Source organism: Psychromonas sp. MB-3u-54, from assembly GCF_002836415.1.
Taxonomy (GTDB): Bacteria; Pseudomonadota; Gammaproteobacteria; order Enterobacterales; family Psychromonadaceae; genus Psychromonas.
The window spans coordinates 13,180-31,786 of the sequence record NZ_PJBP01000176.1 but is presented as its reverse complement, the minus strand read 5'-3'; the positions used below and the strand labels follow the sequence as shown (position 1 = coordinate 31,786).

14 protein-coding genes are annotated in these 18,607 nt (G+C 45.0%); 9 read left to right on the top strand and 5 right to left on the bottom strand.

Going from position 1 to position 18,607, the window contains the following annotated elements; genetic code table 11:
* Positions 1–70 precede the first annotated feature (70 nt).
* The 4 genes from CXF72_RS15375 (at position 71) to CXF72_RS15360 (ending at position 4,006) form a co-directional block, all read left to right on the top strand.
* The gene (locus CXF72_RS15375) at positions 71–1,006 is read left to right on the top strand and encodes a DnaJ C-terminal domain-containing protein (protein ID WP_101040264.1); all 936 of its coding nucleotides are present in this window, start codon (positions 71–73) and stop codon (positions 1,004–1,006) included.
* Positions 1,007–1,009: 3 nt separating this feature from the next.
* Positions 1,010–1,318: a chaperone modulator CbpM gene (locus CXF72_RS15370; RefSeq protein WP_101040262.1), complete on the top strand. Its 309-nt coding sequence runs from the start codon at positions 1,010–1,012 to the stop codon at positions 1,316–1,318.
* Positions 1,319–1,456: 138 nt separating this feature from the next.
* Positions 1,457–2,833 (top strand): Do family serine endopeptidase, encoded by a 1,377-nt coding sequence (locus CXF72_RS15365; RefSeq protein ID WP_101040260.1) that lies wholly within the window; start codon positions 1,457–1,459, stop codon positions 2,831–2,833.
* 231 nt (positions 2,834–3,064) lie between these two features.
* Positions 3,065–4,006 carry a LysR family transcriptional regulator gene (locus CXF72_RS15360; RefSeq protein WP_101040258.1) on the top strand — a complete coding sequence of 314 codons (942 nt, stop codon included), beginning with the start codon at positions 3,065–3,067 and terminating at the stop codon, positions 4,004–4,006.
* A gap of 54 nt (positions 4,007–4,060) precedes the next feature.
* Here the strand turns inward: CXF72_RS15360 and acuI are convergent, their stop codons facing one another.
* Together acuI and CXF72_RS15350 are read right to left on the bottom strand one after the other, a co-directional pair.
* The gene (gene acuI, locus CXF72_RS15355; protein WP_101040256.1) at positions 4,061–5,041 is read right to left on the bottom strand and encodes an acrylyl-CoA reductase (NADPH); all 981 of its coding nucleotides are present in this window, start codon (positions 5,039–5,041) and stop codon (positions 4,061–4,063) included.
* 120 nt (positions 5,042–5,161) lie between these two features.
* Positions 5,162–6,646: a carboxypeptidase M32 gene (locus CXF72_RS15350; RefSeq protein ID WP_101040254.1), complete on the bottom strand. Its 1,485-nt coding sequence runs from the start codon at positions 6,644–6,646 to the stop codon at positions 5,162–5,164.
* Positions 6,647–6,897: 251 nt separating this feature from the next.
* Between CXF72_RS15350 and hutC the strand changes: the two genes are divergently transcribed.
* The 5 genes from hutC to hutH all read left to right on the top strand — a co-directional run bounded on the left by hutC (position 6,898) and on the right by hutH (position 13,629).
* Positions 6,898–7,602: a histidine utilization repressor gene (gene hutC / locus CXF72_RS15345; protein ID WP_101040252.1), complete on the top strand. Its 705-nt coding sequence runs from the start codon at positions 6,898–6,900 to the stop codon at positions 7,600–7,602.
* A 272-nt stretch (positions 7,603–7,874) separates the two neighbouring features.
* The gene (gene hutI, locus CXF72_RS15340; RefSeq protein ID WP_101040250.1) at positions 7,875–9,086 is read left to right on the top strand and encodes an imidazolonepropionase; all 1,212 of its coding nucleotides are present in this window, start codon (positions 7,875–7,877) and stop codon (positions 9,084–9,086) included.
* On the top strand, positions 9,079–10,119 hold the full coding sequence (gene hutG, locus CXF72_RS15335; protein WP_101040248.1) for a formimidoylglutamase: 1,041 nt from the start codon (positions 9,079–9,081) through the stop codon (positions 10,117–10,119). The genes hutI and hutG overlap by 8 nt, the downstream gene beginning before the upstream one ends.
* 215 nt (positions 10,120–10,334) lie before the next feature.
* Complete coding sequence (gene hutU, locus CXF72_RS15330) at positions 10,335–12,011, top strand: urocanate hydratase (protein ID WP_101040246.1); 1,677 nt, start codon at positions 10,335–10,337, stop codon at positions 12,009–12,011.
* An 85-nt stretch (positions 12,012–12,096) separates the two neighbouring features.
* Positions 12,097–13,629, top strand: coding sequence for a histidine ammonia-lyase (gene hutH, locus CXF72_RS15325; RefSeq protein ID WP_101040244.1), 1,533 nt, complete (start codon positions 12,097–12,099; stop codon positions 13,627–13,629).
* A gap of 94 nt (positions 13,630–13,723) precedes the next feature.
* On the opposite strand, the gene msrA is transcribed toward hutH, so the two are convergent.
* The 3 genes from msrA to CXF72_RS15310 all read right to left on the bottom strand — a co-directional run bounded on the left by msrA (position 13,724) and on the right by CXF72_RS15310 (position 18,310).
* On the bottom strand, positions 13,724–14,314 hold the full coding sequence (msrA, locus tag CXF72_RS15320; RefSeq protein WP_101040242.1) for a peptide-methionine (S)-S-oxide reductase MsrA: 591 nt from the start codon (positions 14,312–14,314) through the stop codon (positions 13,724–13,726).
* A 95-nt stretch (positions 14,315–14,409) separates the two neighbouring features.
* Positions 14,410–15,300, bottom strand: coding sequence for a formyltetrahydrofolate deformylase (gene purU / locus CXF72_RS15315; protein WP_101040240.1), 891 nt, complete (start codon positions 15,298–15,300; stop codon positions 14,410–14,412).
* 325 nt (positions 15,301–15,625) lie between these two features.
* Positions 15,626–18,310, bottom strand: coding sequence for a nitrate reductase (locus tag CXF72_RS15310; RefSeq protein ID WP_101040238.1), 2,685 nt, complete (start codon positions 18,308–18,310; stop codon positions 15,626–15,628).
* Positions 18,311–18,607: the final 297 nt, after the last annotated feature.

Genomic DNA, 18,607 nt, shown 5'->3' with positions numbered 1-18,607 from the left:
CCTGGGGGAGATTTTTCACGCCATTTTTTTAATGATGTTATCGATAAAATTTCAATAAGGTAGATCGACCATGGAATATAAGGATTATTACAAAATAATGGGTCTACAGCGCAATGCGTCGAAAGAGGAGATCAAACGCGCATACCGAAAATTAGCGCGTAAATATCATCCGGATATCAGCAAAGAGCCCGCAGCTGAAGCTAACTTTAAAGAGGTATCCGAAGCCTATGAAGTGCTTAGGGATCCCAAAAAACGCGCCACCTACGACCGTTTAGATCCAAATTTAAAATCCTGGCAGCAGGCGGACAGAGATTCAAGTTTTGAGTTTAGCAAAGGGGAATTTGACGATCTCCATGGCGGTGCCTTTAGCGATTTTTTTGAAGCGTTTTTTGGTCATAAAGATCAACATTCTGATTTTAACCGTAGTGCACAGTTTAATACTCGCGGATCTGACCACCATGCCAAAGTGTCGATTAACTTAGAAGATGCCTTTTTTGGTGCAACGCGTAGCATTAATCTGCAAACACAGGAAGCCGATAGTCGGGGATCAATACGAGCAGTTAATCGCACCCTTAATATTAAAATTCCCAAGGGAATCAAAGATGGGCAACAGATTCGTCTTTCCGGACAAGGCTCGAACGGTATGGGACAGGGGAAAAAAGGAGATCTTTATCTGGAAGTTCATTTTAACCCTCACCCCCTTTATAGGCTCGAGCAACAAGATTTGCACATGCAACTGCCGGTGACTCCCTGGGAAGCAGCGCTGGGCGCAACGGTCAAACTTCCAACGCCCGCCGGCGTGGTGGACCTTAAAATTTCACCGGGATCAAACAGTGGCAGTAAAATGCGCTTAAAAGGCCGAGGTATTCCGAGTAATCCTGCCGGGGATATTTACGTCATACTTAGTGTTGTCACACCGCCAGCGACGAGTGAGTCGGCCAGGAAACTTTATCAAGAAATGGAAAAAATAATGGCATTTAACCCAAGAGCTAAAATGGGGGTATAGAGCATGATCAAGCAAACCGTATTATCAGGGCTGATTGTTGAGAAAGGCACCATTTTCACTCTGGAGGAACTTAGCCATGCCTGTGGTAAGCCTGCCGAATGGATTTTAAATTTAGTAGAAGAGGGGGTTATTGAGCCGGTGAAAAACGATCAACAGCATTGGCAATTTAGTGGATACTGCCTGCGGCGTGTGCTTATTGTACAACGACTCGAATCGGATCTCGGGGTTAATCTTGCCGGGGCCGCACTCGCGTTAGAATTACTGGAAGAAGTCGAAACACTTCGAAATAAAATTGCATTATTGGAGTATTAAGCCGCCCTTTACTCCCTTAACAGGGTAATTATCGGTCAATAAATTTGATCTATAAGGCACCATTTTGTAAGCTACTAACGTGCTCAAAGCACTCTCTTTTCCATTAAATTTTTTGATTAACGTTGTTAAGGAAAAAACATGAAGATAAAATCAGCTTTGTTATTAGTGATGATGCTTTGCCTGAGTTTAAGTTACAGCGCAAATGCAGCAATACCTAATGTGACGGCTCAGGGAAAACCTTTTCCATCTCTTGCGCCCATGTTGAAAAAAATAAATTCTGCAGTGGTTAATATCTCCACCTATTCAACCAAACAGGCGTTAGTCAACCCGTTATTAAACGACCCTTTTTTCAAGCACTTTTTTGAACTCCCTGAGCAGGATAATTTACAGCAGCAAGCACCTCAAAAACGCCAACAAAGTGCAGGTTCAGGGGTCATAATCAATGCTCAGAATGGCATCATTATGACCAATTTCCATGTAATAAAAGACGCTGATGAAGTGCAGGTTTCATTGATCGACGGACGCAGTTATAAGGCGAAAATAATAGGTTCAGACCCGGAATTGGATATTGCTATACTGGCAATAAAAGCAAAAAACCTGACGCAGATCGCAATATCCGAGTCAATTCTGTTAGAAGTCGGTGATTTTGTCGTTGCCATCGGCAATCCTTTTGGTTTAGGTCAAACCGTGACCACGGGCATTGTCAGTGCGCTGGGACGCAGTGGTTTGGGGATAGAAGGCTATGAAAACTTTATCCAAACCGATGCTTCTATTAATCCGGGTAATTCCGGAGGTGCACTGGTTAATTTGAATGGTGAATTGGTCGGTATCAATACGGCTATTATTGCGCCGGCAGGTGGAAATATAGGAATAGGATTTGCCATTCCAATCAATATGGCTAAAGCGAGCATGCAGCAAATCACAAAATACGGTGAGGTTAAGCGCGGTCAGATTGGTGTTGCTATTCAGGATATTACGCGCGATTTAGGCGAGGCGCTGGAGCTTAAAAATGGTCAACTGGGTGTACTTGTTGCCGGTGTAACTAAAGGCTCTCCCGCTGAACAAGCGGGATTAATCGCGGGGGATATTATTACCGGTGTTGATGGTCAGATAACCAAGTCGACCGGACAATTACGCAGTCAAATAGGCCTGAAAAGTATCGGTGATACAGTCAAAATAACCTTATTGCGGGATGGCATGAAAAAAACAGTGGATGTGGGCATTGGCAAACCACAAACCTTGAGTGCGGTTGATTCATTCAAAGAATTGCATCCTTTACTCGCGGGCGCTTCATTTGCCAATAATAACAAGGGCAAGGGTGTCAAAGTCGTCGAAGTACAGGCAAATTCTCCGGCCGCCTACAGTGGACTGGAGGCAGGTGATCTGATCATTGCAGCGAACAAACGTCGCGTTGATGATTTATTATCCTTCAAAAAAGCGCTGGGAATGGCTAAAAACAATATCTTATTGCAGGTAAACCGCAATGGACTGTCTTTATTTATTGCCATTCGTTAATTAAAAGCATGCACATTGTTGCTCTGTGGTGAATAATTTCACCACAGAGCATAAACTAAATCACCTCCCCCCCCCCCCCCTTTTTTACCTTCACCAAAAGCTAAGCCTAACTCGATATATGTGCGGACAGCATTCTCGGCAGCAAAAAATAATACCAATTAGAAAAGAAATAGCAGTTATGTTTAATCTTATCCATAATAACCCACTGTGATTGAAACCCTGGATCAAAATATGGAACTGGAAGATGTTTACCGCAAAGACTTAAATCTCTTAATTGCATTAAAGGTATTAGTTGAAGAAGGCAGTGTCAGTCATGCTGCAGTCAGGCTTAATTTGAGTCAATCTGCATTGAGTCGAATATTAGGAAGGTTAAGAGATCTGCTTGGCGATCCGCTTTTTATTCGCAATGGCCAACATCTGCAGCCAACACAACGCGCTATCGAGTTAAACCTTGCACTTAATGATCCCCTGCAATCACTACGGACTCTGTTATCACCCGGTGATTTTGAAGCAATAAATTGTAAGCAGCATTTTAATATCGCCGCGACTGATTATGCACTGCAGACAATAATGCCCTATGCACTGCCCCGTATTTACCAAGAGGCACCCAATATATCCCTTGAATTTGTACCTCTTAAACATAAACAGATGATCAATCAATTAACCAGTGAAGGTGTTGATATGGCTATCTGCCATCCGGATTATTCAATTGCTCCGTTACAGCGAGATAAACTTGGCTTAGTCAGCGTATTTTGTATGTTGTCAAAGTCTCATCCCCTTGCCGATAAAATATTAACTCTGGAAAATTATCTTACCTATCCGCATGCCTTAATTGCTATTAGTGATGGTGTTAAAGCACTGCTTGATGAAGCACTCAGTGGACATCAAAAGCAAAACACGATTCTACGGGCATCTCATTTAGAAACGGCCTTAGCTATTGTTGACAGTATGCCGCTGCTGATTACCGTGCCTGCAGATCTGGCCTATTTAGTGGCAGAAAAATATGACTTGATTGTAAAACCCCTGCCTTTTGATTTTAAACCTTTTGAATATTCACTTATCTGGCATCCTCGTTCTGAATATTCTCAAGCACAAATTTGGCTGCGCCGGATATTAAAAGAAGAATGCAGTAAGTTAATTGAGCAGCGGATAAATGCGATGGGATTGGATTGATTAAAAAAAGCCTGCAGCAGCAGGCTCATTATTATTGCTTAAGCACTATAGTCTTTACAGCTTGATGACTGTGCGACCGGTCACTTGTCCATTGGTGATAGCTTCAGCATATTCTGCTGCTTGTTCTAAATCGATTTCGTGGCAGGCCTGCTGGTAATAACTGGCTGGCAAGATTTCAGCGATACGTTTCCATGCGGCCATACGGCGCGCATAGGGGCAGGAAACCGAATCAACACCTAATAATTTAACACCACGTAAAATAAAGGGCATAACGGTGGTTGGCAAATCAAAACCGTTGGCTAAACCACATGCCGCAACCGCACCGTCATAATTAATTTGTGACAGCACTTTAGCCAGTATTTTACTGCCGGCGGTATCCACGGCCCCGGCCCATAACTGTTTGTCTAATGGACGGATCGGCTCTTCAAGTTCAGAACGCGGTATAACACGGCTGGCACCCAGTTGTTTTAACAACTCACCATTTTCTTCCACTCTGCCGGTCACGGCGACGGCACGATAACCCAGCTTAGCTAATAACGTCACGGCAACCGAGCCCACACCACCGCTCGCACCGGTCACTAATATTTCACCGCTTTCAGGTTTAATGCCCGCATCAATTAATGCTTGTACGCATAACATAGCGGTTAAGCCGGCGGTGCCAATCATCATCGCTTGTTTGCCGGTCATGCCCTGCGGAAGAGGGACTAACCAATCAGCTTGTAAACTCGCTTTCTCTGCCATGCCGCCCCAATGACCTTCACCAACGCCCCAACCTGTTAATACAACATTATCTCCTGCCTGGTAACGCCCATCCTTAGATTCGACCACCTGACCGGCTAAATCGATACCCGGTACCATAGGAAATTGACGAACAACTCTTCCTTTGCCGGTAATAGCTAAACCATCTTTATAGTTTAATGATGAATAATCAACATCAATCAAGACTTCTCCTTCAGGTAACTGAGATTCATCAATTTGGCAAATTTCTGCAGTGGTTTTTTTGTCTTGCTGATTCAGGATAAGTGCTTTAAACATAGAGATACTCCGTAAATAATAAAGATGCTTTAAAGAATAGATATTTTAGGTCAAAACAATTTATGAAAAAAATGAAATTTAATCATATTATCTATGCATAAACCGCATAAATTGAAAATTTTAACTTAAATATCTTTGCTGTAGATGTTTCCCGTATAAAGCGGGGTTAAGGGTTTCACCTGTTGCTTGTTTAACTAACTGATCGGTTGGTAACAAACTCGCTTTGCTCCAAATGTTTTTATTTAACCAATTGAAAATAGGCGTTAATTTTTGTTCTCTCAGGCAGGCATTAACGTCCACCTGTTTTTTCATCGCGGTCATAAACTGCGCAGCGTACATGGCGCCCAGGGTATAACTGGGAAAATATCCAAACGCGCCATCTGTCCAGTGGATATCCTGCATACAGCCATTTTTGTAGTTACCCGCAGTTGAAAGACCTAAATATTGCTGCATTTTAAGATCCCATAATTCCGGGATATCCGTATAATTAATATTGCCGTTCATTAAATCACGTTCTATTTCATAACGTAACATAACATGGGCAGGATACGTGACCTCATCGGCATCAACACGAATTAATCCGGGGTTAACACGCGTATATATTTTCTGCAGATTAGCGGTCTCGAAGACGGCGGGATTATTATTCGGAAAATGTTTTAAAGCCAAGGGCACAAGTTGATCAATAAATTCCTTACTGCGACCCAACTGCATTTCAAAAAATAAACTTTGAGATTCATGGATCCCCATCGAACGCGCTTCACCGACCGGCAGCCCCGTGAGGATTTTTGGTAATCCCTGCTCATAACGGGCATGCCCGGTTTCATGGACAATACCCATCAAAGATTGTACAAAATCCGTTTCATCATAACGTGTTGTTATCCGTACATCCTGACTGGTTCCACCGCAGAACGGGTGCGCACTGATATCTAATCGCCCGTGATTAAAATCAAAATCAAGCAATTTCATAATATCCAGGCCAAGCGCATTCTGCTGCTTGGTTGTATAAATTTCCGTCGGTTTGATAAACTTCTGGCTGCTTTGGCGCTGCTGTATTTTCCGGGTTAAATCAGGTAACCAGGTTTTTAAATTTCCAAAAAGACCATCCAGCTGCTCGCTGGTAGTACCGGGTTCATACAAATCCAGCATGGCATCATAGGGGGTTTTATTAGCGGCATCCGCTCGAATCGACGCCTCTTCTTTAGATAACAACACCACCTCGGCAAAGTTTTTGGAAAATCCCTGCCAATCATTTTCGCCGCGTTGCGTACGCCAGGCGTGCCCGCATTTAGAACCGGCTAATGATTTAGCCTGTACCAAACGTTGCGGCAGCACCGTCGTTTTTTGCCATGATGCTTTCATTTCACGCAAACTCGCGGACTCAAGTTCACCGAGATTTTCCGATTCAGCATCAGCAAATAACTCGCCAAGATGCTCCGACGTTGATAACTGATGGATATGAACAGAGAGTTCAGCCATTGCCTGCGCGCGAGATTCATTGCCTCCCGCAGGCATCATTACCGCCTGATCCCAGCCACCTATTGCAGCGAGATGCTCAAAATTGGCAATTTTTTTATAATGCTCAGAAAGCTTGTTGTAGTACTTCATTATTTTATCCTAGGGATTAAAGGTGAATGCGTATTTATCTGCTTGGGAACACAGCAATATAGAAATGAATTTAAATTCGAACCGTTATTATGCTCGCTTCCTATCAATATCTATTATACCAGTATACCGGTGCGCATAAAGTTCAGCGCCAACTTACTGTTTTCAACTAAGTGACTTTAATTATTTATCACTTGATTTATTCTGATAAAAAAGGGAGTATTTGTATAGTCAATTAACAATAAGGTAAATGCATGGGTAAATCACCACGTTATATCCAAATCAGAGAATTTATAAACGAAAAGATCAGCAGTAATGTCTGGCCGGTAGGCAGTAAAATCCCAACTGAGATGGCGTTAACTGAGCAGTTTGGGGTCAGCCGTATGACAGTCAATAAAGCGATTCGAGATTTAGTGACGGCAGGATTGTTAAAACGAACGGCGCGGGTTGGCACTTTTGTCTGCCAGAACAAAATGGAATCCCCATTAATAGACATTCGTAATATAGCCGATGAAATCCGCCAGCGCGGCAAACAATACAGCAGTCAGGTGCTGACTCAATTAACCCTGCATGCTGATCCGCAAACGGCAATACGTTTAGGGGTGCCTCTTGATACGCCAATCTACTTTAGTGAGATTATCCACCTGGAGGATGACAGCCCGCTGCAGCTGGAGATGCGTTGGGTAAACCCATCGTTTGCGCCTGATTATATCAAACAGGATTTCAACCGTTCGACACCCAACGAATACCTGACAAAAAATTGCCCCTTAAGCTCGATAGAGCATAGCGTTGAAGCCGTGATGGTTAATAAACGCATTCAGGGACATTTGCACTTATCAACTCACCAACCCTGCCTGCTTTTAAACCGTCGAACCTGGAGCAAACAGAATCTGATCAGTGTCGCCCTGCTGTATCACCCGGCCGATAAATATAAATTGACCTTAAAGACTAAGATCTAAATGCTAAGCAGCGAGTTGCGAGCTACGGGGCACGAGCCGCCGGCCTTCAGCTGTCTGCTGTCTGCTGTCTGCTGTCAGCCGTCAGCCGTCAGCCGTCAGCGATGAGTCGCAGCTCGAAACTCAAAGCTCGCAGCTCAAAACTCGAAGCTCGAAGCTCGTAGCTCGTAGCTCGAAACTCGCAGCTCAAAACCACAAATTATTAACATAATGCTTGCGCTTTATTTTTTAACTGCTAATGTAATTGTATATACATTTAAACAAGCGGGAATAAAATGAATTTACTGTTAACCAATGCCACCCTTGTCACCATGGAAACGAACGACACGGGTTACCAGCTTAAAGCTAATCATTTTATTAATATCATTAACGGTAAAATCGCACAGATAGGTGGAATGGCATCCTGCCCGCTGTTGTCATCGGGTAAACAGTTCGACTGCGAAAACAAACTGCTCACCCCGGGGTTTATCGATTGCCATACCCACCTGGTTTTTGCCGGTAATCGCGCCCATGAATTTGAGCAACGCTTAACCGGCGTGCCCTATCAAGAAATTGCCCGTCAAGGCGGCGGAATCATGACCACGGTTAACGCCACACGGAAAGCCACGGAAGCACAACTGTTAGCAAAAGCCCTGCAGCACCTTTCTGGTTTGATTAAAGACGGCGTCACTACGGTTGAAATAAAATCGGGTTACGGTCTCGACCTTGAAAGTGAATTAAAAATACTGCGTGTCGCCAAGCAGGTTGAACAACAGGCCAAGATTAAAGTGTCCACCACGCTTCTGGCTGCACATGCTGTGCCGCCGGAGTTTAAAGACTCCCCGGATCGTTATATTGATTATGTGTGCAATACTATTATTCCGGCGGCAGTTGACGCGCAACTAGTTGATTATGTGGATGTATTCTGTGAAGGCATTGGTTTTAACCTACAGCAAACAGAACGGGTTTTTAGGGCGGCGTTATCTTTTGGTCTGGGCATCAAGGGGCATACCGAGCAGTTAAGCAATTCAGGCGGCAGCGCATTAGCCGCAAGAATGGGCGCAAGCTCGGTGGATCATATTGAATACCTTGATGAAACCGGCGTTAAAGCCCTTGCCGAAAGCGGTACGGTGGCGACCTTATTACCCGGCGCTTTTTACTTTTTAAGGGAAACACAATTACCGCCTGTCGAATTACTGCGCGCGTACAAAGTACCAATGGCATTAGCCACGGATTTTAATCCCGGCACCTCCCCGATAGCATCCCTTTTAATGATCATGAATATGGGCTGTACGCTCTTTGATTTAACACCGGAAGAGGCCCTGCGCGGTGTCACTTGTCATGCGGCAAAAGCATTAGGTTTAGCGCAGCAGCGCGGTCAAATCAAAGTGGGTTTTGAAGCAGATTTGTGTCTTTGGAATATCGAGCACCCGGCACAACTGGCCTATGAAATAGGCACTGGCCTGCTGGCAGCACGGATCATTAATGGAGGGTTATGCAATGACTGATAAAGTTAATCATCATCACCTGCACCAGCCGACAGCAGAAAACATATGGCAGGGAAGAACAGACGCAGAAGATGGCGCGAGCGGTAAACGTTTTCACCATATGGTCAGCCTTACGGCATCGGAGCAGGATGCTTCCGGCATTACTCTGTTGGGTTTTTGCTGCGATCAAGGTGTCAAACGCAACAAAGGACGAACAGGTGCATTTGATGCGCCGGATCTGATTCGTCGAGCATTGGCCAACAGCGCATGGCATCAGCAAACGGACTCGGGGAAAGCGTCCTTCTACGATGCTGGTAATGTTTTTTGCCATGGGAAAAACCTTGAAGAAAGCCAGCAAACACTGGCCAAACAGGTACAAATTGCGCTCAAGCAGGAGCATAAAGTAATAGTATTGGGTGGTGGTCATGAAATCGCCTGGGGCTCTTTTCGAGGACTCGCCGCGCACCTGCAGGAAACAAATAGCAGCTCGCCTAAAATAGGCATAGTCAACTTTGATGCGCATTTTGACCTGCGATCCTATGCACAAGACAGCGCGCAATATTCGGGGAGTTCCGGTACCCCTTTTCGCCAGATAGCCGATTTTTGCAAGGACCTGGGCTGGGCATTTAATTACGCCTGTTTAGGCGTCTGCAGAGCAAGTAATACTCAAGCATTATTTTCCTGTGCCGACAGTCTGAAGGTTTTTTACCGCGAAGATAACCAGCTTGCAAGCCACCTGATGGAAAAAAGAATCTCTGAGTTAACCCGCTTTATAGCGCAAGTTGATTACCTTTATCTGACCATTGATCTGGATGTTTTCTCTGCGGGCATAGCGCCCGGTGTCAGCGCGCCCGCTGCAAGAGGACTTTCTTATGAGACGGTCGAGCGCTTGCTGCAGCCGATTTTTGAGGCAAGCAATAATAAGGGTAAAGCAAAACTGCTGTTAGCGGATTTGGCAGAATATAATCCGGCATTTGATATCGACCAGCAAACCGCCAGATTAGCGGCGCGACTGGTCTGGGATATCTCCCATGCCATGTTTAAACATAGTTAGACCCACACCCGTCTGTTTGTGAAGGGATAATTCATACCAATTCCACTAAATAGGTGGTCTATTTAGGCGCCGGAAAAATGCATGAAAGCAAGACATTGATTGCAGTAACTAGTTGTTCTAATTATAAAATCAATAACGAAGCTAGCGTGTATTTTAACCAGCATAAATGAACAGAAAATTAATGGATTTGGTATTACTATTACGAGGAAAAAAAAATGACCGATAAGCGTTTAGATACTTCGCGCACCATTATTGCACCACAGGGTACAAAATTGAATGCTAAATCATGGCTAACGGAAGCGCCCCTTAGAATGTTAATGAATAACCTTCACCCGGACGTGGCAGAGCACCCGCATGCCCTGGTTGTATATGGTGGTATTGGCCGCGCTGCACGTGATTGGCAGTCCTATGACAAGATTGTCGAAGTACTGCAACGTTTAGAGAATGACGAAACCTTATTAGTCCAGTCAGGTAAACCCGTCGGTGTCTTTCAAACCCATGAAAATGCGCCACGGGTACTGATTGCCAATTCAAACCTCGTCCCCCACTGGGCAAACTGGGAACACTTCAACAAACTCGATAAACAGGGTTTAATGATGTACGGACAAATGACCGCGGGCTCTTGGATTTACATCGGCTCTCAAGGCATTGTGCAAGGTACCTATGAGACTTTTGTGGCGATGGCGAAAAAACATTTTTCCGGCAGCGCCAGCGGTCGCTGGATATTAACCGGTGGTTTAGGGGGCATGGGCGGTGCCCAACCCCTTGCTGCCACTATGGCGGGCTTTTCAATGCTGGCCGTAGAATGTGATGAGTCGCGCATTGATTACCGTTTACGGACAGGTTATGTGGATCAAAAAGCGACTTCGTTGGATCAGGCATTAACCATGATTGAACAGGCAAAAGCGGATAAAAAACCCACTTCAATTGCGCTGCTTGCCAATGCCGCGGATATTTTCCCGGAGCTGGTTAAACGTCAAATAACCCCGGATGTGGTCACTGACCAAACCTCGGCACACGATCCCTTAAACGGTTATCTGCCACAAAATTGGACCATGGAATACGCGGCGAAAATGCGTGAAATCGACGAAGCTGCGGTAGTTAACGCCGCTAAACAATCCATGGCAGTACAAGTTAAGGCGATGCTGAATCTGCAGTCTGCGGGCTCGGCAACGGTTGATTACGGCAATAATATCCGGCAAATGGCGCTTGAAGAAGGAGTTACAAACGCCTTTGATTTTCCGGGATTTGTACCGGCTTATATCCGTCCGCTATTTTGTGAAGGTATTGGTCCTTTCCGCTGGGTTGCGTTGTCTGGCGATCCAGAAGATATTTACAAAACAGATCAGAAAGTAAAAGATCTTATTCCCGATAACCCGGAGCTGCACAACTGGCTGGACATGGCACGGGAACACATTCAATTTCAAGGTTTACCGGCACGTATTTGCTGGGTCGGTTTAAAAGATCGGCAGCGTCTGGGACTGGCATTTAATGAAATGGTTAAAAATGGCGAGCTCAAAGCCCCGATTGTGATTGGCCGTGATCACCTCGACTCAGGCTCAGTCGCCAGCCCAAACCGCGAGACCGAAGGCATGCTCGATGGCTCCGATGCGGTGTCAGACTGGCCGTTATTAAACGCTTTATTAAACACTGCCAGTGGTGCCACTTGGGTATCACTGCATCATGGTGGCGGTGTCGGTATGGGCTTTTCCCAACATTCGGGCATGGTCGTTGTCTGTGATGGTACCGACGATGCCCACCAGCGTGTCAGCCGGGTATTAAGAAACGATCCCGCCACGGGGGTGATGCGTCATGCCGATGCGGGTTACGAGATAGCGAAGAAATGTGCACGCGAGCAGCACCTTGATTTGCCCATGCTGGATATTGAATAGCTGAATATTGAATAGCAAAACACATTAAACTAACTATTATTTGTCATGATTCGCCATCTAAGCGATCATGACTGCGGAGAAAACGATGTACGAATTACAGATTAAACCGGGCCAATTGAAACTTTCTCAACTGCGTAAAATCAGCCGTCATGCGCTTAAAGTCAATTTAGCCCCAAGTTGTATCGAGGCAATTCATGCCAGTACACAAGTTGTCAATCAAGTGATTGCAGAAAATCGGGTCGCTTATGGTATCAATACCGGTTTTGGGTTGCTGGCCAATACCCGTATTGCACCGGAAGACTTAGAAACACTGCAGCGCAGTATTGTCCTTTCACATGCGGCCGGTATCGGCGAATTGATGAGTGATGAAACCGTGCGCATGATGATGGTCTTAAAAATCAACAGCCTGGCACGGGGTTTTTCAGGCATTCGTTTATCTGTTATTGAAGCATTAATGACCCTGGTAAACGCACAGATTTATCCCTGTGTGCCGAAGAAAGGTTCAGTGGGCGCATCGGGTGATTTAGCCCCTCTAGCGCACATGAGCACGGTTTTATTAGGTGAAGGTGAGGCACGTTACCAGGGGGAAATAATTTCCGGTGCCAAAGCGTTACAAGTTGCCGCTATGCAGCCTATTACTTTGGCCCCCAAAGAAGGACTCGCATTATTAAACGGTACTCAGGCATCCTGCGCCTTTGGTTTAGAAGGCCTGTTTGCCGCTGAGGATCTGTTTGCTTCAGCGACCTTGTGCGGGGCAATGACGGTCGATGCAGCATTAGGCAGCCGGCAGCCCTTTGATCCTCGAGTACATCAAGTACGCGGCCATCAATCACAAATAGATTCAGCCTTAATCTATCGTCATATACTTGATACACACAGTGAAATAAGTAATTCACATACGGCTTGTGAAAAAGTACAAGATCCCTATTCTCTGCGCTGTCAGCCGCAGGTAATGGGCGCATGTTTACAGCAAATTCGTAATTCTGCTGCTATTTATGAAATTGAAGCAAACTCTGTCTCGGATAATCCTTTGGTCTTTGCCGAGGACGGCGACATTATTTCTGCTGGTAATTTTCATGCCGAGCCGATTGCCATGGCCAGTGACAATTTAGCCTTAGCCATTGCTGAAATTGGCAGTTTATCTGAACGCCGTATGGCCTTGTTAATCGATAGTGGCTTAAGTAAATTACCGCCATTTTTAGTCAACAACGGCGGCGTTAACTCCGGCTTTATGATTGCACAGGTAACGGCTGCAGCCCTTGCCAGCGAAAACAAATCACTCGCTCACCCGGCTTGTGTGGACAGCCTGCCAACATCGGCAAATCAGGAAGATCACGTTTCAATGGCAACCTTTGCCGGTCGGCGCTTAAAAGATATGGCTGAAAATACCCGTGGAATTTTAGCAGTGGAGTTATTAGCCGCCGCCCAGGGACTGGATTTTAGAGCCCCGTTAACATCCTCCGCGTTAATAGAAACAGCGAAGGCTGAATTACGGGAGCGTGTTGATTTTTATGATAAAGACAGATATTTTGCACCCGATATTAAACACTCAAATCAGTTGTTAATTGAAGCTATGCATAACAAACTGATCCCGAAAGGTTTGCTGCCGAGCCTGTAAAAAATATCAGGAAAATTTGCGAATATAACGCCTATAAAAAAACGCTGAATGATCAGCGTTTTTTTGTATTGCCTAACTAGCTGTCACGCACCAATCAGTGAGTCGCTTTCTCTCCCCAAATCTTCTTGAGACGCTTATCCCGCCCACAATTCCAACGATAAGCTTTATACCGAAGCGGGTTGTTTTTGGCATAGTCCTGATGATAACTTTCGTCACCTTTGATAGGATAAAAAACCGCTGCCGGTAAAACGGGTGTGACAACCATTTTATTCGCAAACTGCGCTGCTATCGCAGCTTTAGATTGTTCAGCTATTTTTTTCTCTTCGGTACTGGCGACAAAAATAGCACTCAGGTAACTGGGCCCTTTATCGCAAAACTGCCCTCTCCCGTCAAAGGGATCGATATTTACCCAGTAATAGTCGAGCAGCGCTCGATAACTTATTTTATCCGCATCATAGGTGATTTCCACGGCTTCATAGTGCCCCTGGTGATCACCGTTATAGGTTGGTTTTTCTAATTGCCCGCCGGTAAAACCTGAGACGACATCACTCACCCCTGAAAGTTTTTCAAAGTCTGCTTCCATGCACCAAAAACATCCTCCGGCCAGGACGGCTTTGTCTGCCAGCACATTGGCGCTGTACAACAGACAACAGCTTAAAAGTGAGAGTCTCAATTTAGATTTCATGAAGCTTATTCCTTTATAACAATTGCGCTTCGGGGCGAACGTAATAATAACAATGTAACAAATCCGATAAACAGGCACTTGGAAGATATGCCTGTTTATTTTGCAAAAACCACCGACTTTTCACCGTGTAAAAACACACGCTGTTCAATGTGCCAGCGCACCGCACGTGACAATGTCTGACATTCAATATCCCGTCCCTTAGCGGCTAAATCCGCCGGATAGTGACTGTGGTCAACGGTTTCAACTCCCTGCGTAATAATCGGACCTTCATCCAGATCGTCACTGATATAATGGGCAGTGGCACCGACTAATTTAACCCCTTTATGATAGGCCTGATAATAGGGTTTAGCACCTTTGAATCCCGGCAGTAGTGAGTGATGAATATTAATCGCCCAGCCCGCCAATCGTTGACACATCTCACTGGATAAGACCTGCATATAACGCGCAAGCACTACTAAATCAGCATCACAGTCTTGAATGATTTTCCATACCATCGCTTCCTGTTGGGGTTTTATGTCTTTATTAACCGGCAGATGAAAATAGGGAATACCATGCCATTTAGCCAGTTCTTCAAGGTCTGGATGGTTGGAGATAATAGCGGGAATTTCAATATTTAAATCGCCGGTGCGGTAACGGTAGAGTAAATCATTTAAACAATGATCATGCTTGGACACCATGATCACTACTTTCGCCTTATCGTCTTTTGCGGTCAACGTCCAATCCATCTCAAAGCTTGCCGCCTTAGCTTTAAAGCCACTGATAAAATGTTCGCGGTTAAATGCGCTTTGCCGATCCGGTCTAAATTCTATACGGATAAAAAAGCGTTGCGTATCGATATCATCAAATGAGTTGATTTCATTAATATAACAGCCCTGCTGAGACAGGTAAGCGGTTACGGCATCGACCGTCCCCAGACTGCCGGGACAGCTTGCTGTGATAATCTGTGTATCTGAAATTTGTTCCTGCACCTCTTTTGAAAGTGACATCGCGACTCCAAGTATTAGCAGAGACTAAAGGTATCTTCTTTAGTCAGAGTTTAGTTATACCAAAAGAATTAATGAAGTGATCAATGATTGTGAAGGAAAAATCAGCACTGATAAGGCGTGAGTTGCAGGAGATAGTTGTTCTCACTTCAAAATTCACAACGCAATTAGAGATTATTTTAACCAGCAAGGGTGATCACCTTTTTAGTTCTTTTGGTATTAAGTAGCTCTTTATAACAGATTTTACAGCCTAAAAAAGTTGGCTCGATCATTTAATTAACAATTAGGTCCTTCATCAGGCAGTCTTTGAACAAGTATTGTGCAGTCTTCAAACAAGCAGGGTGCAGTCGGTTAAAATTGCCTCCACTTCCCCTAAACAAGAACCGCATCCTGTGCCGGCACCGGTGTGTTCACTGACGGCTTTCAGGTTATCAAGTTGCTGCTCCGCTATCGCATTTTTAATGGTTTTTTCACCCACTTGTTTACAGGCGCAAATCAGCTTTCCGCAGGCGAGTTTACCTTCGACCTGCCCGGAAATAAGTGAGCGTTCAATACTGCTGTCGACCGTTTCCTCAAGCAGGTTTTGCAACCAGTCTAAATCTTGCTCCTGCAGATTTTTGCCGACAATATAAGCCTGCTGCATTTTTTGATCGGTAATATTAGCGTAACGGTAAATCGGTGCTGCGCTTTTAGCAGCGGGAGAATTCGTCAGCGTTTTGCCGCTATTATGGTCCATTAAATTGGACAGTTTAATGGTCATCTCAAGAGGAGGAAACTCGGCGGCAAGACGATACAAATAACCCGCTGCGACTTTTTGTTTTACCCAATAATCAAAATCGGACAAGTCCATTGGCGTCCGGCTGAGTAACCAGGCTTCACTTTTGTATGCCCACTTAACAAGCTTAACCGGAGTAAATTTAAATTCCGGTTGCCCTGAATTTGGGTCCACATTGGCTTTGATCAGGGCGCAGATATTCGCCTTACTCGCCGTTGTCTGACTCCAGTGGATCGGCATAAACAACTGCCCGGGTTCAATATCTGCTGAAACCGCTAAACGTACTAGTACCGAACCGCTGAGACTGCTGATAGTCACTAACTGACCGTTCTCAAGTTGTTGCTTTACTGCGTCAATAGGATTGATTGAAACAAAGGGTTCCGGTTGATATGCGCTTAAGCGGCTGGAAAGCCCCGTTCGGCTCATTGTATGCCACTGATCGCGGATTCGGCCGTTATTAAGCACAAAAGGGTAATCTGCACTGCAGCGGCTAAGAGGTTGCTTTTGTGAAATAGGGATTAAGCGCGCTTTTTTGTTTTCCGTAAAAAAAAGGTTATCGGCAAACATACGCTGATTAACCACCTCTTTTTGATATTCAGGCACCGGCCATTGTTGCGGCGTAAGCTGATTGTAATCATTAGCACTGAGACCCGCTAGACCAATCAAATTTAGCGCGCGTAAGTTGCCGTCACGGTTTCCCAATCCAGTCATTTTGACATATTCATCAAAAACCTGTCCTTCATGGGCATAATCAAAGGCCTTTGCAAAACCCATTTTTTTTGCCACTTCACTGATTATCCACCAGTCGGGTTTACCTAAACCCGGGGTGGGTAAAATTCGCCGTTGACGGGAGATTCGACGCTCCGAATTAGTGATTGTTCCGGACTTTTCACTCCAGCCCTGGGCCGGTAATAACACATCGGCAAAAGCGCTGGTCGCCGTTTCTTTAATGCAGTCCGAGACCACCACTAACGGACATTTTTTTAATGCCGCCTTAATTTTACTGCTGCCCGGCAAGCTGACAACGGGATTGGTGGCCATTATCCAAACGGCTTTAATAGTACCGTCATCAATTGCATCAAACAGTTCAACGGCTTTTAAGCCGGGTTTTGTTGCTAACTGCTCAGTCTGCCAAAATTCACTGATTCTTTGATGATCCTGCTCATTACCAAACTCCATATGCGCAGCCAGTGTGTTCGCCAGACCGCCAACTTCTCTGCCGCCCATCGCATTGGGCTGACCGGTCACCGAAAAGGGTCCCATGCCCTCTTTGCCAATACGTCCCGTTGCCAGAAAACAGTTCAAAATACTGTTTACTTTATCTGTCCCTTGAGATGATTGGTTTACTCCCTGAGAATAAATGGTAATCACTTTTTCGGTCTGAGAAAAATGCTTATAAAACAATTCCAGCTGGCTTTCCTTAATACCCAGCCGTTTTAAAAATTCGTCCCGATCCTGACATTCATCTACGGCACTGGCTAAGCTCGCTTCAAAACCCTGGGTATATTGGTCGATATAATCCCTGTCTATGGTTTTATTTTCGGCAAGATAAGCTAATAAACCGTTAAACAGGGCAACATCACTGCCCGGCTGAATGGCCAAATGACAATCTGCAATTTCACAGGTCGCGGTTTTGCGCGGATCAATAACCACAATAAAAAGTTCAGGACGTAAGGCCTTAGCGGCTTTTAAGCGCTGAAATAAAACCGGATGGCACCAGGCTAAATTAGAGCCGGTGATCACCACCATGTCGGTTTTTTCAAGATCCTGATAACAAACAGGAACAGTATCAGAGCCAAATGCACGTTTGTGCCCGGCCACCGATGACGACATGCACAGTCGCGAATTGGTATCAATATTGCCGCTGCCAATAAAGCCTTTCATCAGCTTGTTAGCCGCATAATAATCTTCAGTCAATAACTGCCCTGACACATAAAATGCAACGGAATCAGGCCCGTATTGCTTTATTGTGTCGGAAAACTTATCGGCCACCAGCGTTAAAGCATTCTCCCAACTTGATGGAGCCCCATTGACTTCAGGGGTTAATAATCGCCCTTCATGGACAACGGTCTCGCCAAGCGCCAAACCTTTAGAGCACAAGCGCCCATAATTTGCAGGGTGATCCTGATCACCTCTAATATCCAATAAACCGAGTTTGTTGGGTTTTGCTTCAACACCACAACCAACGCCACAATATGCACAAGTGGTTTTTGTCCATAAGCTTTTTTCTGCTGTCATGTGCCCTCTCTTGATTTCAGCTTTTAGCTGCTGCTTTATGTTTAATGAAATTTTATCTATCGAGTTTATTTGTTAATTGAATAATGCAATTTACGCGCCAAACCTTGATCAAAATAAAAATTTATTAGAAAAAATCACAGTTAACACCACACAAACAAACAGTTAACAAAAAACAGCAGTCAGCTCAGCAGCATTCTCCTTAAGCTGCCAGCCATAAAAAAGAGGATCAAGCTTAAATGCGGATCATTGTGGTGCTAGCCGCACTATTAACGCACCTGTTTTTTATCCCAATAAGGT